Source organism: Rhizobium sp. BT-226 (assembly GCF_025847085.2).
Classification (GTDB): Bacteria; Pseudomonadota; Alphaproteobacteria; order Rhizobiales; family Rhizobiaceae; genus Rhizobium; species Rhizobium sophorae.
In genome coordinates, this window is sequence record NZ_JAOYTI010000002.1 from 601,280 (window position 1) to 622,325 (window position 21,046).

Below are 21,046 nucleotides of genomic sequence, written 5' to 3' on the forward strand. Positions count from 1 at the left end.
CATCATGCCTACTCCACCGGTTCGAGAGCGCGAGCAGGAACGGAGGTGAACGGACGCGTAAGGGCAGCGCGGGTCCGGCCGAAAGCGAAGCCGGCCGCAGTGGCCGCCAGGCCGGCACCCAGCGCGACGGCGCGAAGAAGGCCGCTCGGCTGGCCAAGCAACAGATCAGCGAATCCCCGCATAACCCCTTGGGGCAACGTCCTTGTCACATAGGTCTTTTCCGACGCCAGCGCCTCGCCGGAGCCTGCGATCAACGATAGGCTGGCCTTTGAAAGCCCTTCGGCCCAGCATCGATGAAGGAAATATTTCCAGGTCGCGCGATCGGCGGGGATGGCGTGATCGCTGCCGCTCGATGGCTCGAAGACGAAACGGCCATATGGCAAGGCCTTGGCTGCACGGATGCAGAGTTCCGTTTCCTCACATCCGAGCGGCAAAGCCTTGGCCGTTCGGCCCAAGCCGGAATCGAAGCCGCCCGTATGATCGAAGACATCGCGGCGGATGCACATGGACGCGCCGATGAGGTTGCGCACCGGCCCCGGATGAAGGCCGCGATAGGTGCAGCCGAGGGTCCACAGGAATTCGTCGGGAAACCAGGACGGACGGTCTGTTTCCCACAACGGGCGGATAGCGGACACGGCTCCCAGAACCGAGGGATCTTCGAGTTGCCGCACCAAGGTCGCCAGCAAATCTTGATCCGACACGGCGTCGTCGTCGAGAAACAGGATGACCTCGCCGCGGCTGACAGAAATCCCGGTGTTGCGGGCACCGGAGAGGCCGGGCGGATGACTGTTCTCGACGATCCTGATCGGGGTTTCGAAGCGCTTGGCGCGCAGACGCAGCGCGAGTGCCGGATTGTGATCGACGACGACGACGATCTCGTCCGCGGCCGGGACCTGGCGCGCTGCCGCCTCGATTGCTTTGTTGAGAATGTCCCAGCGCTTATCGGAATAGCAGCAGATGACGATTGCCGTCGTAAGCTTGCCGGGCACGGGGTGCTGGAAATTATCCATTTTTCGTCCCCGGAGCGAACTGAAGGGTTATTCCGGTCGATGCCGGGGACTGGAGCGTGTCGATGGTCATCCAGACCTTGCGGTAGATCGTTTCCCTGTCGCCGCCCTTGTAGAGCCAGGCCTCCAGCCGTGCGGGGGGGCGCGTTTTTGTCGGTACGGAGAATTCGAAGGTTTGGCTGGAGGACGGTGCCAGTTCGAAGGTTGGCATCTTTCCAATCAACGTGCCGCCGAGAACAAGGTCAAGACTGTAAAGCGTCTTGGCGTCTTCCGAATTGCGCACGCCGACCGTTACCACATTGTTCGTCCAGTTCCCTTTGGGCACCATCCAAAGCTCGGTGAAATGAAACGGCTTGCGTTCAAGCGCGACCGGGCGCGCCATGAGCACGGAACTCGTCGCCAAGATGATGGAAACAGCGAAGGTCCCAAAACGGCGGCCGGGCCAAGCCCAGGGAATGGCTGGAACCGGCCTTGCGAGCTGCAAAACGACATTCAGCCACCGAACGGCGATCGTCGTCAGGCCCAGCGCGTAGACCCAGCCTCGGGCATCGAGATGTCCGACGACATGCAGCAGAAGCCCCAAAAAAATGCAGGCCGCGAAGCTCAGGAACACCGAGAGCGTCCCCCTGGTGACCATATCGCCCTCTATGCGCAGGGTGTCCACCAGCATGCGCCCCGGGAGATACAGTATCAGCGGCGCGCAGAGCGCCAGGCGGACCGCCTTTTCCCAGGTCGAAAAGGTTTCGGGCAGCCACGTTACGGCCAACGCAGCGGCAAGAACCCACAGCGGAATGATTCCCGGAAAGACACGGCGGGCCATCATCGGGGACGAGCTCCTGCATCCGCCCATGCCGTCGCGCCGATGATCTGAGCGGCGCCCGGGTTCACCTTCATGAGCTTCTGCCGGATCACGTTCGGGTCGAAGGATTTCTGGACGAGATGAACGATCTTGCTGTCCAGCCGGCTCAGAGTGAGGCCGAGACGGCTATGGATCTGCGTCAGATAGGCCCCGCGCGCATCGCGCATCGTCGGCGACTGGTGTATCACATCGAGCAGAAAGACGGAATAGAGCGTCCATTCCCCGAACCGTGCCTGATCTTTTGACGCGCTCAGCCCCTTGAGCAGCTCGACATAGGGTTTTGAGCCGTATTTCGACGCGATGTAGTCATTCAGAGCGATAAGCCATTCGCGCTTGAAGCAGAAGAAATCATTGATGAAATCGACGTAGCGAGAAGACCGGGCTGGCTCGACGCCAAGGATCTTTGCAACATTGCGCAATCGTTTCTTCTCGAAACGGTAGTGCAGATCGGGAAGCCTGTGGCTGGAATAGTAGAGAACCGGTTCGCGCCCGTCGATCAGATCGGTCCTCGCAATGGGCCGCAGCAGCAGTGTATCTGCGCCGAGATTACAGAAATGCTCGGTCCGGCAGAATTCGGAGGCGCGCAGCTTGATGATCTGCTGCCGAAACCAGCCGGGAAGTTCCAGTTCGCTGGCGGAAAGCCAGTCGTTGTCGCCGGTGACGGATGCGCCAGGCACGAGACCCTTCGCGTCGAGGAAGGCTCTTAAAGCGGCCGGGTTGTCGGTGACCATGGTCAGGTTTCCCTTGTCGGGGAAATGCTGCTGGTAGGAGCGAAGGGACGCTTCGAGCAAATATTCGATGTCCCGCGAATGGACGCACATGAAAGCGTCGAGACGGCTATCGATCATCGCGAATCTCCGTCTGTTCGTCCCAAGGATTGCACCGGCTCTCCGGTCCGCTTACCAGGGACGCCGGGCTGCCGTGTTTTCCCGAGCCGCCCGACGTCGAAAATGACCATGAAGCCGTTGTCGAAGCTACGGTCGACATCGGGCTCGGAATTGAACTTGAGCAGCGATGACGGCTGGAGGGGGACCAGGTGGTTTCGGTCCTGCGCGCCGCCGTCGAAATAGACGCCGACACCAGGCAGGCCGGTGGTCATGCGCAGGTCGACCATGACGAAACCGATGCCCGACTCGATCAGCAGCTTGCGTTCCATCGGACCGAGATCGGCTGCGGTGATGGCCATGCCTGTATCCTGCCCGCTCTCAAGCGTGGTCGAGACCTTTTGCCGGCCGTAGGTAGACAGGAGCAGGCGATTGATCCGGTCGGCTGCGAAATGCTGGTCGCCGCCCAGCCATTCCCTGGTCCACCTTGCGGCGCTGATCCCCATCGGTTCTATCGACGAGGAGTCGGCCGACACTTCATAGCCGGCCGGAACCAGGATACGTGGTCCCTCGGAGCTGATGACGCCAGCAATCAGCACCGTCGTTGCGGCGGCGGCAAGCGCCGTTGCGCGCAGCCAGCCACGCGACGTGCCGTGCCAGAACGCCGCAACGGCCACCGCGACGACAATTGCGACGCCGAGGAAGGATAGCGAGCCGATGCGGTTGCCGATCTCCCACCCACTGCGCGTCAGGCGGAAGATGATGCTGAGGGGGTAGGCCAGCGTCACCAAAACGAGGACAACGAGAAGGCTTGACCGCCATAGGCGCCATCTGGTCGGCGGCCAGAGGATGCTCGCATTCCGGGGCTGCCCATTGAAAACGAGCGAGCGGAGAAAGCCGGTGAGAAGTCCCAGGCAGATCAGCGCGACGCCCGCCATCGTCAGGTAACGTTGCCAAGCCGGCGCCAAGGCTCCCGTGTCCGACACGAAAAGCTTACGCGTCGAGGTCGAACTCGATACGAGTTGCGCTACCTCGTGCAGGCCGCCTGCCAGTACGGGAAGAATGTAGCTGCCGGTGGGGTTCCCGACGATCTTCGACCAGGCGACCGGAGCAATCACGGCGATCGCGGCCAGCAGGATCGCCTGCCGCCTCCCCATAGCGGACGCGCCCTGTCTCAGGCATTCCATCACCGCCGTGGCGCACAGAAGGGCCGTGCAAAAATAGGAGGTGAGATGATGAGTGGCCGCAAGCGCCACGATCAGGACCATGGTGGCGACGACCGTCGGCCAGCCTGCCGCGTCGCTTCGCTCCATGCGTCGGCTTTCCGAAGCCAACAGCACCGCCGCAAGCATGGGGATCGCCAGGCTTTCATAGGAATAGTGGACGTCGAACAGCAAAAACGTGGACGAGCCCATGTAGATCAGGCAGGCGATGGAGGCGATCCGTGCCGAGCCCGTGATCTTCTCGAAGAGCAGGAATAGCGTGAGCATCAGCATTATCCGTGCCGCCGCCAGCACGATGAGGCCTGCCGCGAAAACGGACAGTCCGGAGAGGCTGACCAAGGCGGACGTTATGAGCTCTAGCCCGGGATAGAGCGGGCTGACCGGCAAAAGCGGATTGGGCAGGAACAGTCGCCCCGCCTCCAGAATGTCGTTCACCGTCGCCCAATGCAGGAACTCGTCATGGTCTATGAAGGCGACGGGCGCGCGGATGAGGCGTACCACGAAGAGGGCTGAGGTGACGATCACTATGAGCGCCAAGCGCTCCAGGCGGCTGGCTCCCGGATGGATGATTCGCGCCGCCGCGGGGAGAAAGATCGCGGCGATGGCGCAATAGAACGTCGGAACCGCCCAGCCCTCTCCCAGCCGACTGGCATTTGCAGCAAGAGCGGCCACAACAAGGGCGCAGCTGCATAGGAAGGCAAAGACCGGCGACATCCCCAGCGACGAAGGATCGGCAACGTCCCCGACCGCGCTGTCCTGCCTGCGCAGGCCCAGAAATGCGGCGATCCACAGATCGACGCGTGGAATGGAAACCCTTCCTGGATAACCATGACGATAAGCTCCGTCCTGGTAGGCCTTCTGCCGGCCTGGAGAAGCCCGCCCCTTAACAACGGTCATCGTGCTTCAAATCTCCAAGCAGTGCTGGACCGGTTCGCAATTCAGGCTGCGGATGCGAAAGGACGCGTCTGTACACCTTCAGCAGCCGGTCCGTGCAATCGTCCCAGTCCGGCAACCTCGTCTCGATTGAGATCGGCCCCGCGTCCATGGCGGCGAGCATTTCACGCGCGGTGAAGTCTGGCGAAGCGTTGAGCGGAATGGATCGCACGAGGCCCTCCTCAGCCAGCTCCCGAAAGCCGGATGTGTCGGCGGTCAGTACGGGAGCCTTGACCGAAAGCGCCTCCATAACCGCCACGGGATGAGCTTCATAATCGCTGAGGAGCACGACAAGAGCGGCCGAAGACAAAAGATCGGCCATTGCGGACCGGTCGGTCGGCGGAATTGCCCCGATCTCGACACGGTTGCCGAGCCCAAGCTCGGCCACCTGCTGACGCAGCTTCGCCTCATAAGGCCCCTCTCCCAGGATCCGAAGGCGCATATCAGGGAATTTCGTTGCCAGCACATGAAATGCAGCAAGCGCGCGGTGATGACCTTTATAGCGCTCCAGCCTGCCGAGCGAGACGATCAGCCGCCTGTCGTGAGGTGAAGAAGCCGGTCGCCACCCGGACGTTTCCGGCAGGCGCGCGCCATTGGGGATAACGATGAACCGGTCTCTCGCGATTGCCATATTCCGGCTGAATAGATCCGCTTCGAACCGCGACACGCCAATGAGTTGCGCTGCCCCCGCAGCCAGAGGCGCAAGCATTCTATGTTGGAGGCGCCGGATCGAGGACCGAAATCGCGACGAATGGCCACCGCTGTGAAAGGTGACCACGAAAGGAAGCCCCTTCCGCGATGCGGCGGCCATTCCCAGCGGTGCCAGGAAGGTGTGGTAGCCCTGAACATGCATCAGGTCCCAATCCCCTTCGGCGACCGCCCTGAAGACGCCGGGGGCGAAGCACCAATCCCGCCCACGGGGAAACGTCTTCAGCCTGACAATCTGCACGCCGTCTCGGGTTTCCGCTGCCGGAAGAAGGCCGTCGGGATTGCCCGTCAATACCGTCACCGCATGCCCCTTGCGCACGAGCCGGATTGCGACCTCGCTGACATGGGTTTCCGTTCCTCCGGCAAAAGGCAGGTATTTCGCGCTGAGCATCAAAATGCGCATCATGCGGCCTCGCCAATTGAATCCAGACCTCAGGAAATGCCCTGCTCGAGGACTTGGACGCCCGTCGGCGTACTGACGCGTTCCCGGAAGATCGTCTTCAGCACGCGCCAGCCGTCCGGAAGGGCACGCAGATTGCTGACGCCGTAGATACGCTCCGATTCAAAGCTCGCGACTTCCATAATTTTGAGATTATTCTTGAGAGCCCGCAAATTGATCAGCGTCTCAATTTCGAAGCCGTCGCAATCGGCACGCAGCAAGGGAACATGCCGTCTCCAGAAGCCCATATAGCCGTAGCACAGATCGCTAAAAGAGCTGCCATAGAGCATCCGGACCAGGAGCGTCAGGCCCAGATTGCCGAAACGGCGGATGACCGTCATGTCGCTGGTGCCGCCACCCTGCATAAAGCGCGAACCCTTGACGAAATCCGCACCTGCAACAAGAGCTGCGACGAACAAGATGATTTCGTAGGGATCCATCGACCCGTCAGCATCAAGCATCACGATCATATCACCAGATGCGGCTTCGAAGCCCGTCCGCAACGCGATGCCTTTGCCCTTCTTCGGCTGAAGCACGATCTTGACATCATCGCGCATGCTTCGCGCGATATCCGGCGTTCCGTCCGTCGATCGCCCATCGACGATGATGATTTCATGCACCCATGTCGGTATGCGGGGCAAGAGCAGCTTAATGTTTTCCGCTTCGTTCAAGGTTGGAATAACGAGTGAGGTCCTTGGCAAATTGAACATCGGACCTTGGACCGGCATAGAGGAATGCGAGGACTGTAACGCTTCAATTGTAGACATAAGCTCTCCTTGGCGTTTTGGACCGCGTGACAAATCGCAAATCGACGATGCCCCTGAGCTCTTTGGCCGAGAGGAGGATTAAACTCTCCTGGAAGACTATGTGGCTAAGTCTCAATGTACTTTGATCAGATCGCCAGGCTGTAAGACCGTTTCTTCGGTCGCAGGTTCGACGATGACACCATTCGGTCCAGGCCGAACGATTTCAAATTCAACACCGGCGCTATCATTCGACGATACCATCGACTGGAAGATTTCAAGATCGCTCTCGGTCGTCTTCAACGCCGTGGATAGGCCTCTTTCGGCATCCGCTGCCGACTTTTCGATCTCGATCTTGCGTTCGATACGATCGCGCTCAACGTCCTGTTTGGCTGCCGCCAGCCGTTGCTTTGCGCTCTCAACATCGATGACGGCTTGCTGCTTTCGATCTTCCGACTCGGTCAGTTCGCTTTGTGCCCGGGTCAACTCAATGCTCGTGACAAGTTTGTTTTTGGCCAACTTCTCGATACTTGCCAGCCGATCCTGGCGGACCCGAATGGTGGCATCATAATTGCCGACTCGTGCCTGACGCAGATCAAGATCGGCCTGAGCATTGGCAACAGATTTTGCGTAAGCACTGCTCTGCGCATCCTTGCTCGTCGTTACCAATTGGCGCTGCCATGTCTCATCATCCAGCAACCGTTGAGCATCGGGGTCCGGACCAAGAACAGGCGTGCCAATGCTGGCAATTTGTACGGAATCGCGCTTCGCCCTGAGCACCTCGGTGCGCGACGCAAGCCGCTTCACGTCGGCCAGCCCAGCCTTCAACCGCTCGATCTGGCGTGAAATTTCCACGCTCTGCCATGGCTCAATACTCTTCGCAGCCATGCCACCCGCTTGCGCGACGGCATGCAGAACAGTCATGCCATCAACATATCGAAACGACCCAGGATTCCGAACCGGGCCGGTAATATAAATTGGCTGGTGCTCAATCTTGACGATATTCACGAACCCCTTTCTGCCGACCAAATTTTCGTACGAAGGAAGAATTATCGCCTCCACATCCGCCGGAGTAAGCCCTCGAACCGGGAAGCGTCCCAAAAGAGGAAGCGAAATCGTCCCGTCCGCTTCAACGACGTATTCGCCGGTGAGCTCGGGCCGCTGGTAAAAGTTCCAGGGAACCGTGCCCCGTGAGCCCGTCCAGCGATCTTCGACGGAGGCCAAGCTTTCGTAAAATGCGAGATCCAATTTATCGCCTGAGCGAAGAACGTCACGCAACAATTGAGGCTGTCGCGCCGAAGTCTCACCAGACGTCACAACCGAGACCGCTTCCGTGGGCGCAGGTAACTCTTCCGCTGCTGACGCCAAAGGAGCAATTGCCGTAAATACCATCCATAGTATTGTTTGATTTAGGCGAGAACCTCTTCTCAACCTATATTCAGGCATAGCTGGAGATATTATCTTCGAAAGCTTCATGTTTTCGGATTTCCGCCTTGAAAGCGCTGAGCACCCTCGGATCTGTTTAAGGTTAACATAATATTAACCATATTCAATAGTACTTACGAATGATTAGTACATCTTCCAAGCAGCCCAAGAGTCTGACTTGAAAAGAATTCAATGAACGTAATAACTTGCAGCGACGGGCAGGACTTCTAAACCCTTGGTCTTATCGATTTATTTGACGATCTGCGGGGTGAACTTTACGACCTTTTGCAATGTAGCCCTCAGCTTTGATCCACCAGAGCCCGCCATGGATGTCGGCAGAGTCCAGGGATGGCTTTCGGCACTTCCGGTCATCCCGGCGCGGGTTTCGACATTCTGATCCGGCATGGCGAGCCGACCGCGCCTAGCCGGCGCAATTATCCATAAAATGGCATTATGTTATGTATTTCACACATCTATAGCCATAGAACCTGTTGCGATAGGGTACCGCCATGAAGGTGGGCTCTCGGCACAGGCCGACCGCTCTCCCGCAAAACGACGCCTGGCACCGTAGCCGGCGTCAATGACAGGGAAAGGTTTAAAGCTCTATGTCTGCACATGAAAAGCCACTGATCGCGATCGCCGGTGCAACGAGCAAACAGGGGCGCAGCGTCGCCGCGGCACTCCTTGAGAGCCAACGTTTCCGGGTGCGTGCCTTCACCCGGAAAAAGGATTCGCCTGAAGCTTTACGCCTGGAGAAACTCGGCGCTGAAATCGTAACGGTCCCGCTCGAACTTGGCCGTCAAAAGGACCTCGTTGCTGCCTTCACAGGCGCGGACGGTGCATTTCTGATGACGCCGCCGATCGCCCCGCCGGAGACGATCGAGGCCCCTCTCGGCCGGCAACTGGCGGATGCCGCCGTTGAGGCCGGCGTTGGGCATGTTGTTTTCAGCACCCTCGAAAATGTCGACAAGATCACCAGCGGCACGAAGTATGCACCGCACTTTACCGACAAAGCGCGCGTTGCAGACCATATTCGCGGCCTGCCTATCTCTCATTCCTTCGTCATGCTGGCGTTCTTCTACACCAATCTTCTCGAATATTATGTGCCCCGCATGGAGGGGGATATTCTCCTCCTGCCGATTTATCTTCCCGAAGATTTCCGAGCGCCTTTTGTCGATCCGCTGACGGCGACCGGGCCGGTCGTGCTCGAAATTTTCTCAAATCCCGAGCGTTACAACGGGAAAACGCTGCCGATCGTTGGCGATATCCTTTCTCCGCGTGAGATGATCGAAACCTTCCAGCACGTGACCGGGCTCAAGGCCGAATATCGGAACGCTTTCACCCGGGATGGCCTGCTGCGCTATTTTCCGGAGTTTGCCGCCAATGAACTTCTCGTTCGAGAGATTCTGGGGATGGTCGAATATGCTGTCGAATATGGCTATTTCGGCAGGGAGCATGATCTCGAATGGAGCCGTCGCCTGAACCCCGACACGCTCAACTGGGAGCAGTATCTACGGAAGACGGGGTGGCGTGGCGACAAGCGGTCTTTCGGGGGTTGAAGCATGCCTCGCAAAACTGCGGCAGCGGTTTTGCGACAACGACATGCTTGAAACCAGGACTTATGATGGCCGGATTCCAGGCAGCTTGGCAATCTCGGCGGCAAGAAAGTCGACGAGCAGCCGAACGCGGGCAATGGCTGCCCGCTCTGGGACGATTAGCAAGCTCACCGGAACCGGCGCAGGACGATAGTTGCCAAGCACGACCTCGAGCTGACCGTCGTCCAGAAGATCGTGAACCAGCCAGAGGTGTGCGGGCCCAATGCCGCGTCCGGCGGCAAGGGCTTTGCGCGCCGCAAGCCCGTGATCGACGCGCAGCTTGCCGCTCACCGGGATCATCAGGCTTGTGCCATCGGGAGAGGAAAGAACGAGCCGATCGCTCCCCGCCACATTGGACATTATGAGGGTTTCGTAGCGTGACAGATCGGCGGGGCGCTCCGGCCATCCGCGGGCGGACAAATAGGTGGGCGCGCCGACCAGCAGCCGATGGCTTTTTCCGAGCGCATGAAGTTTCATGGCACTGTCGGCGAGAGGCCCAAGACGCAGTGCGACGTCGACGCCTTCGCGAACCAGATCGATACGCTCGTCCGTCAGGTTGAGGTCGACCCGGATGTCCGGATGTTTATCCTGAAAGTCGAAGATGAGGCGCGTGATGTGCATCACGCCGAGCGCTGCCGTACAAGAAAGCCGAACAGCGCCCGCCGGGGCCTGACGGGCATCTCTCGCTTCTTCGGCAGCCTGTTCGACCAGGCGCAATATCTGCAGGCAGTTCGTATAATAGCGGCTGCCTTCGTCGGTCAGGGTCACCCGACGCGTGGTTCGGCTGAGAAGCGGTACGCCGACAGCCTCCTCAAGCTCATTGAGGTGCCGCGTTACGGTGGATTGACCGACACCCAGCTCCCTTGCGACCATCGACAGGTTGCCGCGTTCTGCGACGCGAACGAAGGTGCGCATTCTGTCGAGAGACAGTCCGGCGCTATCCATTTTTCAGCACAGTGAAGATCATTCATTCCATATAGGGAATAATCTGGGCTATGCCTAGAGCCTTTCCGGATTAGATTGCAGCATTCTGTTGGCTCAAACGGAGTCGGATGGTCGACCGGCCGGCGCGCGTCGTAGCCCAGTTCTACGGCCAAGCCGGCCGGTCGATCAGCCGGCCCGTTTCAGCCAACCCTCCCGCAGATTTGCCTGGCAAATCTGCAAGACTTAAGAATCGCCGGACGCACTTGTCGCTTCGCATGGCGAAGCGGTGCGGCCGTGCGGCCGGGCATCTTTCCGCCAAGATCAAAGGCGATCGGCTCGCACGTATCTTGGGGTATGCCCTTCGCCAGTCGCCTTTGCCCTGACGAAAACCTGCTCCGGCAGAATGCTGCAATCTAACCCGGAAAGGCTCTAGTTCGAGCATACGGTCGCATTTCATTCGGCAGATCATACCAGCTTACCGCGTCGAGCCGCGCGGGATGATGGAAAAGCCGCAGTCGACCTTGCCTTCACCGGGCGGCTCGTCGCGAATGGCGCGCAGCAGCATGTCGGCGACGCGGTGGCCGATATCGTAGCGTGCAATCTGCACCGTCGTCAGCGTCGGCTGGGTGAAGGCCGAAAATTCCAGATCGTTGAAGCCGCAAATGCCGACATCCTCCGGCACGCGGATGCCGCGCACGGCGCATTCGATGAGGACACCAAGCGCCAGGTCGTCGCTTTGAGCAAAGACGGCATCGATATCCGGCACGCGCTGCAACAGGCGGGCAAACAATTCCCTGCCGAGGCCGGTGCTGCTTCCCTCATCTCCGCCAATGGCGAGATCGGGATCGAAACGGCCCGCTTCCCGCAGCGCGGCCTCATAGCCTTCCTTCCGGCGACGCGAGCGAATATCCGTGCCGCGGCCGATGAAGCCGATCCTCTCATAACCCCTCGACAGCAGGAAGCGGGTGGGTTCGGCGCCTGCCGCGTGATGATCGAGGCCGACGACCAGCCTTGCCGGCTCCTGGCTGAGATCGGTGATATGGGCGATCGGACAGATGGCATTCTCGATCAGCGGCAGAAGATCACGATAGGATTCGGCGCCGGCGATGATGACGCCGGCCGGCTTCTGCGTCAGCACGGATTTGAGCTCGCCGGCCTCGCCGTCGGCATGGTGGAGCGTATTGGAATATTGCACGCGGAATTCGGTGGCGCGCAAGCAATCCTCGATGCCGATCATCAGGCCGGCGAAGCCGTGCTGGTGCAAAGCGGGCGTGATGACGCCGATGATGCCGTTATGGCGGCCGGCCAGCGCCCGCGCGGCAAGATTGGGGATATACCCCATCTCGTCTACCGTGCGCAGGATGGTTTGGCGCAGATCCTCCGAGACGATTTCAGGATTGCGAAGCGCGCGCGAAATCGTGATCGAGCTGACCCCCACCTTCTTCGCCACATCGCTCAACTTCACATGCGCGCCGCGCCTGGCCTTCCGCCCCCGCTCCACTGCTGCCCTCATCCCCCTTATGCGTCGCCCGCGAGACTCGCTTGCCCTCGAATCGCGGCCTTTACTTTCTGAAGAAGAAATAATTTAGAGTCTACTAACATTTTATATTCGCAACAGGATCCGGAATATAACTTCCAGAAAGAGCAACAAGTTCGTCTAACGGCGAATTACGGGCGCATGCGGCGAACGGATCACCGCCTCCGGGAATAAGTCCATTTAATTTCGAATGAAAACACCGCTGAGGACGCGAGCGGGGCAAATCGGGCCGGATGTTTTGAGAAGCTCCAACCCTGGGGGAGCGAAGATTAAATTCCAGTCATATCTTACAAATCGGCAATATAAACATGATCAAACTTTAATTTGTAAATCCGCTTGGTGGGATCATATGAATCCGGAGCGCCAATTCTTCTCTCCCCCGGTCGCCGCCCTCGACGACTGTGCGTTCCCAAGAGGAATTGGCGCCAAACGCCATCCGACGCCAGGTCCCAGGACATGGAACCACGACGCCATCCAAAGCCAACGCTCTCACAAGGGATCATCACCCAAGGGACCACCACCATGTCGCACATCCTCCGCAACCATCGCACAGCAGCCCTTGTCGGGGCCGCCATCATCGCCGGCGCAGCCTGCCTGCCCTTCGCCATCAATGCGTCCAATGCCGTTGCCGCGCCGTCGGATACCGGCGGCATTCTCGCCTCCAGCGGCTCCTTTGCCTCCATCGTCGATGCCGACAAGCCTGCCGTCGTCACCATCACCACCACAATGAAGGCGACCGATGTCAGCGCCGGAGAGCAGGAATCGCCGATGGACGAGCAGTTCCGCCAATTCTTCGAGGATCAGGGTATCCCGCTGCCGCGCCAGGCACCGCAAAAGCGGCCTTCGCAGCAGGCGATGGCGCTCGGCTCCGGCTTCATCATCAGCCCCGACGGGGTGATCGTCACCAACAACCATGTCATCGACAATGCCGTCGACATCAAGGTAACGCTCGACGACGGCACGGAACTGCCGGCCAAGCTGATCGGCACCGATCCGAAATCCGATGTCGCCGTGTTGAAGGTCCAGGCGGGCAAGACGCTGCAGACCATTGCCTGGGGCGATTCCGACCGGCTGAAGCTCGGCGACCAGATTCTGGCGATCGGCAATCCCTTCGGCATCGGCACCACGGTGACGGCTGGCATCGTCTCGGCGCGCGGCCGCGACCTGCACAGCGGCCCCTATGACGATTTCATCCAGATCGACGCGCCGATCAACCATGGCAATTCCGGCGGCCCGCTCGTCGACCGCAGCGGCAATGTCGTCGGCATCAACACCGCCATCTATTCGCCGAATGGCGGCAGCGTCGGCGTCGGTTTCGCCATTCCTTCCGATGAGGCCAAGGCGATCGTCGCCAAGCTGCAGAAGAACGGTTCGATCGATCACGGCTATCTCGGCGTGCAGATCCAGCCGGTCACCAAGGATGTCGCCGATGCCGTCGGCCTTGATAAGACCGGCGGTGCGCTGGTTGCCGCCGTCACCGCCGATACGCCGGCCGCCCATGCCGGCCTGAAGCCCGGCGATATCGTCATCTCAGTCGGCGGCGAGAGCGTCAAGACGCCGAAGGATCTGTCGCGCCTGGTCGCCGATCTTGCGCCGGGCGCCAAGGAAGCGCTCAGCGTCTGGCGCGACGGCCAGACGATCGAGCTCAACGTCACGGTCGGCACCAATGAGGAAGGGCAGAAGCAGGCTGCTGCCGAAAGCCCCGACGCCCAAGGCCAGAGCAGCGGCCAGCCGAGCCTCGGCATCGGCCTTGCCGATCTCACGCCCGACGTGCGCCAGCAGCTCAACCTGCCGCGCTCCGTCAATGGCGCGGTGGTCGCCAAGGTCGCCCCGGACAAGTCTGCGGCTGCCGCCGGCATCCAGTCCGGCGATGTCATTGTCTCGGTGAACGACAGACCGGTCCACAATGCCCGCGACGTCAAGTCCGCGATTGCAGACGCCGGCAAGGCCGGCCGCAAGTCGGTGCTGCTGCTCGTCGAACGCGACGGCAACAAGACCTTCGTCGCCGTGCCGTTTGGGGCTGCTTGAGACGAAATGACCTCGGGAAAGCCCCTAAAGCGGGCGCGCCGATCGCTGCCTCTCCACGTAACCTTGCCGGGGTTGAGCCACTCGTCTCGACCCCGGTTGGCGGCCTGTGGCAGCCGGCCCGTTCACGGGATCTCGGACAGTCGTTCAGGCAGCCTGGTTTTGGGAAAGCGGTAAGCTGGCGGCCGCAGCGAGGCATCCGCACGCCCAGACGCCGTATATCGCGCGATCCGATAGGCTTTCACCGGGGCGCCCCCGTCATCCTGCCATCGGGCCAAGGAACCGTCTTCCAAAGCCTGCGGAAGCGGGCCTGAACTCAATTGTGTCGCGAGATACATTTTCAGAGCCGATTTCAACGCGGCCTCGTCGACGATCCCCATCTGGAAACAATGAATGAGGAAACTTGTGGCGCTGATCTCGCCATCATCGGTCGCGTAGGTTTCGCCGCCGCGAAAGCCGGCCTTTCGGAGAATGCGGTCCAGCATTCTCAAATTGTGGATATCGAAAAACTGATCTGATGTGGAAGACATGGTGTCCTCCTTCGTTGGGGCTAGGGTTCGCTGGCGCCAGGATTTACTGGCGCGCCCCAAGCAGCGGTGCCCGTATCGTGCCCGCCGATAGTTCAGCTTGCGCTCTTTGCCATCTGACCGCAACCTCATTCGGCGGCCGCCATTGATAATGGCGGGACGGAACCCATTTTAGAGAGAGGAGGATACGCATCATGCAGTTCAACGATGAAGCGACCCTCACAAAGCCGTCGGCATTGCCGGTGGAAAGGCGTGCGCTGGTCGATCAGCTGCGAGAGGCGATCGCACGCCTGACGCACGGGCTGGCGGCCGCCGGATTGGTGGAATTCGTGCCGCCACTGCTGGAGATCAACAAACTTCTCCGCGATATGACGGACGAAATATCCAGTGCGGATTCGCTCTATTCCGATGAGGTTATCACGGGTACGATGCGCTTGATCAAGACATCGGAAGCCTTGCTTGAAAACCGGGTTATCGTGCAGACCATCCACTAAGATCTGCCGACGCTTTGACATTCAGGCAGGCTGATCGCGGATATCCGGCGTCAAGCTATTCGCTCCCTCGTGCATCCATCATCATCACCGGTGCCCGAGTTCCGCAGATCGGCCGAGCCCACTTCCAAGGATAACCGCAATGACACTTATTTTCCCCAACAGAAGCCGCAGCTTCGACGAAGCGCGAAAAGGCGTCCGTTTCACCGGCTATGACGGCATGTTCGAAGTCAGGTTTCTGGTCGAAGAGGCAGCCCTCGGCAGCGCAATCACCCAGAACTCTTCCGAGGCCGCCTATCTCAATGCCTTTGATGCGGCGCGTTCTTCCATTCAGGAGGCGGCATCGAGAGCCTATCAGCATCGACGCGGAAACAACTTTACGCTGACGGCCGCAGATTTTCGCTGAACGCTGGAAGGCGCATGGCGCCGGCGCGCTGAAATGGCCATCGTCCCGCACTGCCGCCTGAGAGCCTGAGAGGAGGAGCAAAACATATGGTTTGCACGCGATATCGCCCGAAAGACCTGAAGCTGGCACGCCGCCATATCGTGATGGCTGCGCACCGCATTGCCGACCAGGAAAAGGTGATCCGGACACTATCGCTTAAAGGCGCGCCCGCCGGAGCGGCCTACGCGCTGCTGGACAGGCTCTACGACAATCAACGACGGAAGCTCGCCCGCCTGAAGCTGATCGAAGCGATGCTGAATGAAAGCATGGCGCTGCCCGCGCTTCGCCAGGCCTGCCACCCGCCCGGCAAGGCCAAGACGCATCTACGCCTGGTCTCTCCTGCTTCAGCAAACAGCGGGAACCCGGATTGCCTGCCTTAAGGCGGAGAGCAAGACAGCCCTTCCCGTCTGTTCATCTTTGATATTTCGATTGACGTGGTATCGGGAAGCCAAGTGGTTTAAGGTGCAGCCTTCAGACCTGCCGCGCCTCGATCACCGATTCTTAGCGCGGCTTTGCTGCACGATATATGGAACTCCAGACAGACACGGCTAAGCGCTGTCCGATACCAGCCTTCCCATAGGGGCGCGGATTGCATGATGCATCTTACCAACGCGGTTTGCTGAACCAGCATCGCGTTCAATGCCACACGACCACCCACAGGGAAAACGATGACAGACGCACCTGAAAATGACGCGCTTTTCAACATCACCGGACATTACGTGCAGGAATTGAAGGCCGTTCTTCAAAGCGAGAGCATTGTCGAAGGCACCGACTACGAAAACAGCGCCTTTAACGAAAAACGACGGGCGGAAGGACTGCACCTGCTGCGCTTCCACAAGACCGGCACGGCAGCACAGGCGACGCAGATCTGGGAAAAACATATGACGGCCCGAGCGCATCGATAAGACGCCCCGAAGCCGATTCTCCGGCTGATGCCGACTTGAGCGCGCCGGTTCTCCGATCCTCGGTTCGGAGACGACGGCGTTGACACGTCCAGCTCAACATTTCCATGGAAGGAAAAATCATGACCAATGAAACAACGAAAAAGGTCCAGCCGGCCAAAGCGGCCGTGACTGACGCACCCTACGACGTCATCTATTTCGCCAAGAAACACCGCATTTCCAGCGAGGATGCCAGGGACATCATCGAAAAACACGGCGCCAATCGCAAAGAGGCGGACAAGGCCGGCCGGCGCATCAGCGCCTGAAGCTTGAATGGCCCGGCAGACGTTAAATGCACGTCGTCGTCCGCAAACCGCTGCAACGTTTGGATGACGTGTATTACAGCGCCGCGCGTCTTTCAGACGCGCAAAGGACGCTGTAACACTTTCAATCGACGCATCGTGCTTCCGAAAATCGATTCCGATTTTCGGAAGCACGATGCGCTAGCGACTGCCGGCTTTGCATCTGCCGGCGATGCCACGATGCAACATCGCCGGACGAATTAACCCTACTGGCTTACCTTAACATCAGCATCCGCTTGAATACATCCGCGCCTATGCCATCGTAGCGTCACGAAAACACTTCTGGTTCCTGAAGCAGCTCGCCGGAACCGTGGGCCCGCCTTTCCCTGGAGAGGCCGCCTTGCCTTCATAGGGCCCGAGCTCGATCAAATGGAGGGTGCGCCATGAACAACGTCTTGGAATTTCGTCCAAAATGCCCGCATGTCGAAAGCCTGTCCGACTGCCGGGACGCGCTTGAACCGGCCGTGATGAAAATCGTCAGCGACGCCGTCGGCAGGGGATACACGGCCGCGGAAGCCGCCATGGTGATTGCCGATATCGCCGACGACTACATCCTGATGCTGTCGCGGCAACCACGGCATTGACACGCTTTCTGAGCGCGCAGCTGTGCCTTCTTGAGCCATCGCACATGACGGACGAAAAACATGGCTTCGCCCGCTGCCAATAGCCGGGAGCAAAGTCTTTCCGTGAACTGCTTGAAGTGGACCGCGCAGCAACTGCAGGGGTAGCAGTGGTACAGGAGACGAGACCTGCCGCGCGATCCGCCGGCAAAACCCCTGATATTGCCGGAAGTTCCCGGCAGAGAAACGGCGCCACGACCCCGGAAATTCCGCCGAGGATCATCGACAACCTGCCCGGGCACATTGCGACGTCACACCGACAAGCTCCCGCCGGGCGAAAACCGACAGGCACATTAGAACGCCAACGAAAAACCCCGCCGGAGCGGGGCTTTCAGCAGTTCCAAGTGGAGCAAGCCGAACATTCGGCCCGCGTTTTAAACAAAATCGATCATTTCAATCCGGCAAAAGCACCTCTTTCGCGAGCGTTCACGGCGCTGCTCTGGTCCGCTCAATCTTTGAATCATTGCTGTAATGTGGCGTGTAATGATTACTTGCTACAGGCCCTCCCCACCTAACGCCACCTTGGCTGGCGCGGCGGAGCATTGGCCTGGATTTCATGCAGCGGCGCCCGAGACCCGAGCAATTTCTTCAGCTTCTTCTCCTCCGCCGGGCCGATCCCGAATTTGCGGCAATGTTCCGCAACATCGTGCTCTCGTGGGCCGGGAATGCGAACTTGGCGATTGCTCATGCTCTTCATGACTGTTTCCTCCTGAGAGGAAAACCAGCAGGGCGCCGTTTTGTTCGTTAGCGAATGCTAAAATTTAGAGGGAAGATCAAATGAGGGTTCTGCCTTCCTCAACGTAACCCTCGATACGCTGATCGAAAAACCACCGAGGCGGTCTGCTTCGGTCCAATCGGTCATCTCTGCTTGAAGAGCGCCTGTCTTCCTCGCCAGGGATTCAGATCGAGCCCATCAATTGATCTTCAACCAATGCCGAAGCGCCGCCACCGCGCCATCGCTCGCATAGGCAATGATGCCCCCAATCGTCAGTCCCGCAAAGGCAATCAACCCCGATATCCCATAGCCGATCGTCTTCATCCGCTTCCACTCTTCAAGCGCCGGCCCGACCGCCTCTTGGTTCTTCTCGACGGTCTCCTTGAGGCTCTTGATCTCCTCGCGGATCTGCACATCCGCGCCGCCGCTGATCGCTACACGGGTGTCGAGGCGGGCGATCTGCCTGGCCTGCTCGTCGAGCCGCTTGTGGATCACGGCGCGGCTGTCGTGGGCGTTGGCCTTTTCGTCGCTGACCTCGTTGCGCAGAAGCGCGACGTTTTCCTCGATGCCGGTCAGCCTGCCCTCGACGCGCCCGAGAGCGCGCAGGATATCGTCATTGGATGTCATCTCTGCCCAGACCCGCTTTGTTTGTTTGACGCATCTCGTTACCCCGGAACGCTGCACACTTCCGGGCAACATGACTATGGATTGAATTTCAGCTTTTCAGATTGGGGAATGTCGCCCACGACGCGGTCGATCACGGTGCCATAGGGATGAACACCATCCGGCGTGACGCTCGGACGGACGATGGAGCCGACCGGCAGCACCGTGGAGCGCGGGATCGAGATGGTGATCGTGTTGCCGGAGATGCTGCCGATCGAGGTGGTCGACAGGCGGGCAAGGCCATCCGGCCCGGCATAGGTGCTGATCTCCTGCTCCGGCCCGAAGATGCTGGCATCCGCAACCTCGATCGTCGTGTAGGTCGCAACCCCGTCCGTGCCAGACTGCACCGTCACCGTGGTGCTCGGCAGCTCCAGCATGCCGGGCCAGACGCCATCCCTTTCACCGGAGACCCAGGCCGCATAGGTATCGATCGCGTCGTCGCAGCAGGCCGAGGTCTTCGCCAGGATATCGGCGCGCAGCCGCCATTTGCCCGAGGCATCCGTGCCGTCCGCCGGCCAGGTGTTGTTGGCCGAAAAGCTCTGGTAGGCGGCCCTGAGATAGAGGTCGTTGGCGGTGATCGTGCCGGTCGCCGGCGATGTCGCCGATCCGGCGAAATTATAGGTGAAGCTGTTCGGCCCGGTGACCGTGATCACCACATTGCCGTTATACTCCGTCTGCGCAGCGCCGGAGATCGAAACCGTCTGGCCGGTGGCGAGGCCGTTGACGCCCGAGGCAATCGTTGCCGTCACGACGGTGCCGACAGATGTCAGGGTGACCGCGCGGGTGGACACGGTTCGGCCGAGCGGCGGGAATGCGACGATTTTGACGCCGGGGTAACGCGCCCGAAGCCTGGTAATCAGGCTTCTGTAGTTGGTGTTGAAGAACTGCGTATAGGTCGCCGCCGTGTCGTTCTGCCCCATCTGGTTGGCGATAACGGTGAACGGCTTGTTGTTGTTGAAGGCGGTGATCTCGTCGAGAATGGCCCAGCGCCGGGTCGCGATCGCAGCACCGGTGCCGGTGAGTTCGCGCACCGAACCGGCTCCCGGCATGCCGATCATCAGATGCGGAATGCGGCCGACGCCGCCGTCCCTATCGAGCCAGCGGCGAAACCAGCCGAGATTGCCGCGCGCATCGGCAGCCGCGGAAAACTGCTGGCGTGCTTCACCGATGCTGTCCACAAGGCCGAGAACGATCGCGCGACCATCCCAATCGCCCTTGGCGACCATGAAGTCAGGTCCGTAATATTGCGGCTGGGTAATGGTCGCGTAATTCGTGTCGAGTGCGGCCGTGCTGTCAGCGAGCGGGGTGTCCTTGAAGGCGAGCAGCGTGGCGAGATCGCCCGCACCCCAGACGCGCTCGCCGCGATGCTTCTGGATGCGATAGACCGGCCAGATCTTCTCGCCGACGGCGGTATGATAAAACAGCCAGATTTCGATTTCGCTTTCCGGGTCGACATCGGGAATGGTGAGTTCATCCGTCCAGGCGCCGTTCGTCTGGTCGGCGACGGTCACCGTGTTCAGGCCGGCGAAGGTGCATTGGTAGAAGACGCCGGCCGCCCTGATGAACATCGCATCGGCGACCACGGAATTGCCCGGCGTCCCGATCGTGCCGGTGACGACAGTTTCCTGCGGCGAGTTTCCGCCTTCCGTCGAGGCGAAGCCCGAGAGGTGAAAGCGGAAGGTCCTGGTCTTATACTGCGGCGTATTGACGACAATCTTGCTGCAGACATAATTCGTGCCGGATGCGGCGGTGACGAGACTGCCTGATGGCATGCGGTTGCGGGTGGCGAAGAACATGTAGCGGTCGGGGTCTCCGCCGGCCCCGCCCCCACCGCTCAGCATCGGATTCGCCAGGGCAAGCGAGATGGCATTCATCATCGGTGTTTTTCCAATCTGCTGGTGAGGTCGTCGTAGAATTGAATGGTGCGCCCCTGGCGGGCGTTGGCGCGGTCGAGCGCCTGACGCTCGCGGGCGAGGATCGAAATCACCGGCTCGCCTTCGACAACAGGCGCATGCGCTTCCTGCCGGCGCAGATCATCGGGCAAAGGCGGCAGAGAGACGCCGGCCGCCGCCTGCCCCTTCGTCACCGCCGCCTTGTTCA

General features: G+C 60.0%; 22 protein-coding genes. 8 read left to right on the top strand and 14 right to left on the bottom strand.

The window, feature by feature from the left end; translation table 11 throughout:
• Positions 1 to 8: 8 nt before the first annotated feature.
• The 7 genes from OIU37_RS13115 to OIU37_RS13145 all read right to left on the bottom strand — a co-directional run bounded on the left by OIU37_RS13115 (position 9) and on the right by OIU37_RS13145 (position 8,128).
• On the bottom strand, positions 9 to 1,010 hold the full coding sequence (locus tag OIU37_RS13115) for a glycosyltransferase family 2 protein (RefSeq protein ID WP_264257669.1): 1,002 nt from the start codon (positions 1,008 to 1,010) through the stop codon (positions 9 to 11).
• A complete protein-coding gene (locus tag OIU37_RS13120; protein WP_264257670.1) occupies positions 1,003 to 1,830 on the bottom strand; it encodes a DUF1616 domain-containing protein in 828 nt (275 codons plus the stop codon). The genes OIU37_RS13115 and OIU37_RS13120 overlap by 8 nt, the downstream gene beginning before the upstream one ends.
• A complete protein-coding gene (locus OIU37_RS13125; protein ID WP_264257671.1) occupies positions 1,827 to 2,714 on the bottom strand; it encodes a DUF6492 family protein in 888 nt (295 codons plus the stop codon). The genes OIU37_RS13120 and OIU37_RS13125 overlap by 4 nt, the downstream gene beginning before the upstream one ends.
• Positions 2,711 to 4,810, bottom strand: a complete 2,100-nt coding sequence (locus OIU37_RS13130) for a hypothetical protein (protein ID WP_264257672.1) — start codon at positions 4,808 to 4,810, stop codon at positions 2,711 to 2,713. Before OIU37_RS13130 ends, OIU37_RS13125 begins: the two co-directional genes overlap by 4 nt.
• The gene (locus tag OIU37_RS13135) at positions 4,797 to 5,960 is read right to left on the bottom strand and encodes a glycosyltransferase family 4 protein (RefSeq protein ID WP_264257673.1); all 1,164 of its coding nucleotides are present in this window, start codon (positions 5,958 to 5,960) and stop codon (positions 4,797 to 4,799) included. Before OIU37_RS13135 ends, OIU37_RS13130 begins: the two co-directional genes overlap by 14 nt.
• A gap of 26 nt (positions 5,961 to 5,986) precedes the next feature.
• On the bottom strand, positions 5,987 to 6,760 hold the full coding sequence (locus OIU37_RS13140; protein WP_171602139.1) for a glycosyltransferase family 2 protein: 774 nt from the start codon (positions 6,758 to 6,760) through the stop codon (positions 5,987 to 5,989).
• Between the two features lie 111 nt (positions 6,761 to 6,871).
• On the bottom strand, positions 6,872 to 8,128 hold the full coding sequence (locus OIU37_RS13145; RefSeq protein WP_264257674.1) for a polysaccharide biosynthesis/export family protein: 1,257 nt from the start codon (positions 8,126 to 8,128) through the stop codon (positions 6,872 to 6,874).
• A gap of 638 nt (positions 8,129 to 8,766) precedes the next feature.
• Between OIU37_RS13145 and OIU37_RS13150 the strand changes: the two genes are divergently transcribed.
• The gene (locus OIU37_RS13150; protein ID WP_240602214.1) at positions 8,767 to 9,720 is read left to right on the top strand and encodes an NmrA/HSCARG family protein; all 954 of its coding nucleotides are present in this window, start codon (positions 8,767 to 8,769) and stop codon (positions 9,718 to 9,720) included.
• Positions 9,721 to 9,780: 60 nt separating this feature from the next.
• On the opposite strand, the gene OIU37_RS13155 is transcribed toward OIU37_RS13150, so the two are convergent.
• On the bottom strand, positions 9,781 to 10,701 hold the full coding sequence (locus tag OIU37_RS13155) for a LysR family transcriptional regulator (protein WP_264257675.1): 921 nt from the start codon (positions 10,699 to 10,701) through the stop codon (positions 9,781 to 9,783).
• A 454-nt stretch (positions 10,702 to 11,155) separates the two neighbouring features.
• Positions 11,156 to 12,193 (bottom strand): LacI family DNA-binding transcriptional regulator, encoded by a 1,038-nt coding sequence (locus tag OIU37_RS13160; RefSeq protein ID WP_180693491.1) that lies wholly within the window; start codon positions 12,191 to 12,193, stop codon positions 11,156 to 11,158.
• A gap of 546 nt (positions 12,194 to 12,739) precedes the next feature.
• Between OIU37_RS13160 and OIU37_RS13165 the strand changes: the two genes are divergently transcribed.
• Entirely contained in the window at positions 12,740 to 14,245 is a 1,506-nt protein-coding gene (locus OIU37_RS13165; protein ID WP_264257676.1) for a DegQ family serine endoprotease, read from the top strand.
• 122 nt (positions 14,246 to 14,367) lie between these two features.
• Here OIU37_RS13165 and OIU37_RS13170 read toward each other — a convergent pair whose 3' ends face one another.
• Entirely contained in the window at positions 14,368 to 14,772 is a 405-nt protein-coding gene (locus OIU37_RS13170) for a hypothetical protein (protein ID WP_180694235.1), read from the bottom strand.
• A gap of 191 nt (positions 14,773 to 14,963) precedes the next feature.
• Between OIU37_RS13170 and OIU37_RS13175 the strand changes: the two genes are divergently transcribed.
• The 6 genes from OIU37_RS13175 (at position 14,964) to OIU37_RS13200 (ending at position 17,532) form a co-directional block, all read left to right on the top strand.
• Complete coding sequence (locus tag OIU37_RS13175) at positions 14,964 to 15,263, top strand: hypothetical protein (RefSeq protein ID WP_180693493.1); 300 nt, start codon at positions 14,964 to 14,966, stop codon at positions 15,261 to 15,263.
• A gap of 139 nt (positions 15,264 to 15,402) precedes the next feature.
• On the top strand, positions 15,403 to 15,666 hold the full coding sequence (locus OIU37_RS13180) for a DUF1488 domain-containing protein (RefSeq protein ID WP_003546348.1): 264 nt from the start codon (positions 15,403 to 15,405) through the stop codon (positions 15,664 to 15,666).
• An 86-nt stretch (positions 15,667 to 15,752) separates the two neighbouring features.
• A complete protein-coding gene (locus tag OIU37_RS13185; protein WP_240602210.1) occupies positions 15,753 to 16,085 on the top strand; it encodes a hypothetical protein in 333 nt (110 codons plus the stop codon).
• 288 nt (positions 16,086 to 16,373) lie between these two features.
• The gene (locus OIU37_RS13190; RefSeq protein WP_171601239.1) at positions 16,374 to 16,610 is read left to right on the top strand and encodes a hypothetical protein; all 237 of its coding nucleotides are present in this window, start codon (positions 16,374 to 16,376) and stop codon (positions 16,608 to 16,610) included.
• A 119-nt stretch (positions 16,611 to 16,729) separates the two neighbouring features.
• On the top strand, positions 16,730 to 16,912 hold the full coding sequence (locus OIU37_RS13195) for a DUF3606 domain-containing protein (RefSeq protein ID WP_180693495.1): 183 nt from the start codon (positions 16,730 to 16,732) through the stop codon (positions 16,910 to 16,912).
• 419 nt (positions 16,913 to 17,331) lie between these two features.
• Entirely contained in the window at positions 17,332 to 17,532 is a 201-nt protein-coding gene (locus OIU37_RS13200; protein WP_171601241.1) for a hypothetical protein, read from the top strand.
• Positions 17,533 to 18,079: 547 nt separating this feature from the next.
• Here OIU37_RS13200 and OIU37_RS13205 read toward each other — a convergent pair.
• The 4 genes from OIU37_RS13205 to OIU37_RS13220 all read right to left on the bottom strand — a co-directional run bounded on the left by OIU37_RS13205 (position 18,080) and on the right by OIU37_RS13220 (position 21,032).
• The gene (locus OIU37_RS13205) at positions 18,080 to 18,265 is read right to left on the bottom strand and encodes a hypothetical protein (protein ID WP_003546334.1); all 186 of its coding nucleotides are present in this window, start codon (positions 18,263 to 18,265) and stop codon (positions 18,080 to 18,082) included.
• A 216-nt stretch (positions 18,266 to 18,481) separates the two neighbouring features.
• Entirely contained in the window at positions 18,482 to 18,910 is a 429-nt protein-coding gene (locus tag OIU37_RS13210; protein WP_264257678.1) for a DUF1515 domain-containing protein, read from the bottom strand.
• 74 nt (positions 18,911 to 18,984) lie between these two features.
• Positions 18,985 to 20,823 (bottom strand): SGNH/GDSL hydrolase family protein, encoded by a 1,839-nt coding sequence (locus OIU37_RS13215; protein ID WP_264257679.1) that lies wholly within the window; start codon positions 20,821 to 20,823, stop codon positions 18,985 to 18,987.
• Positions 20,820 to 21,032, bottom strand: a complete 213-nt coding sequence (locus tag OIU37_RS13220; RefSeq protein WP_182210020.1) for a hypothetical protein — start codon at positions 21,030 to 21,032, stop codon at positions 20,820 to 20,822. The genes OIU37_RS13215 and OIU37_RS13220 overlap by 4 nt, the downstream gene beginning before the upstream one ends.
• Positions 21,033 to 21,046: the final 14 nt, after the last annotated feature.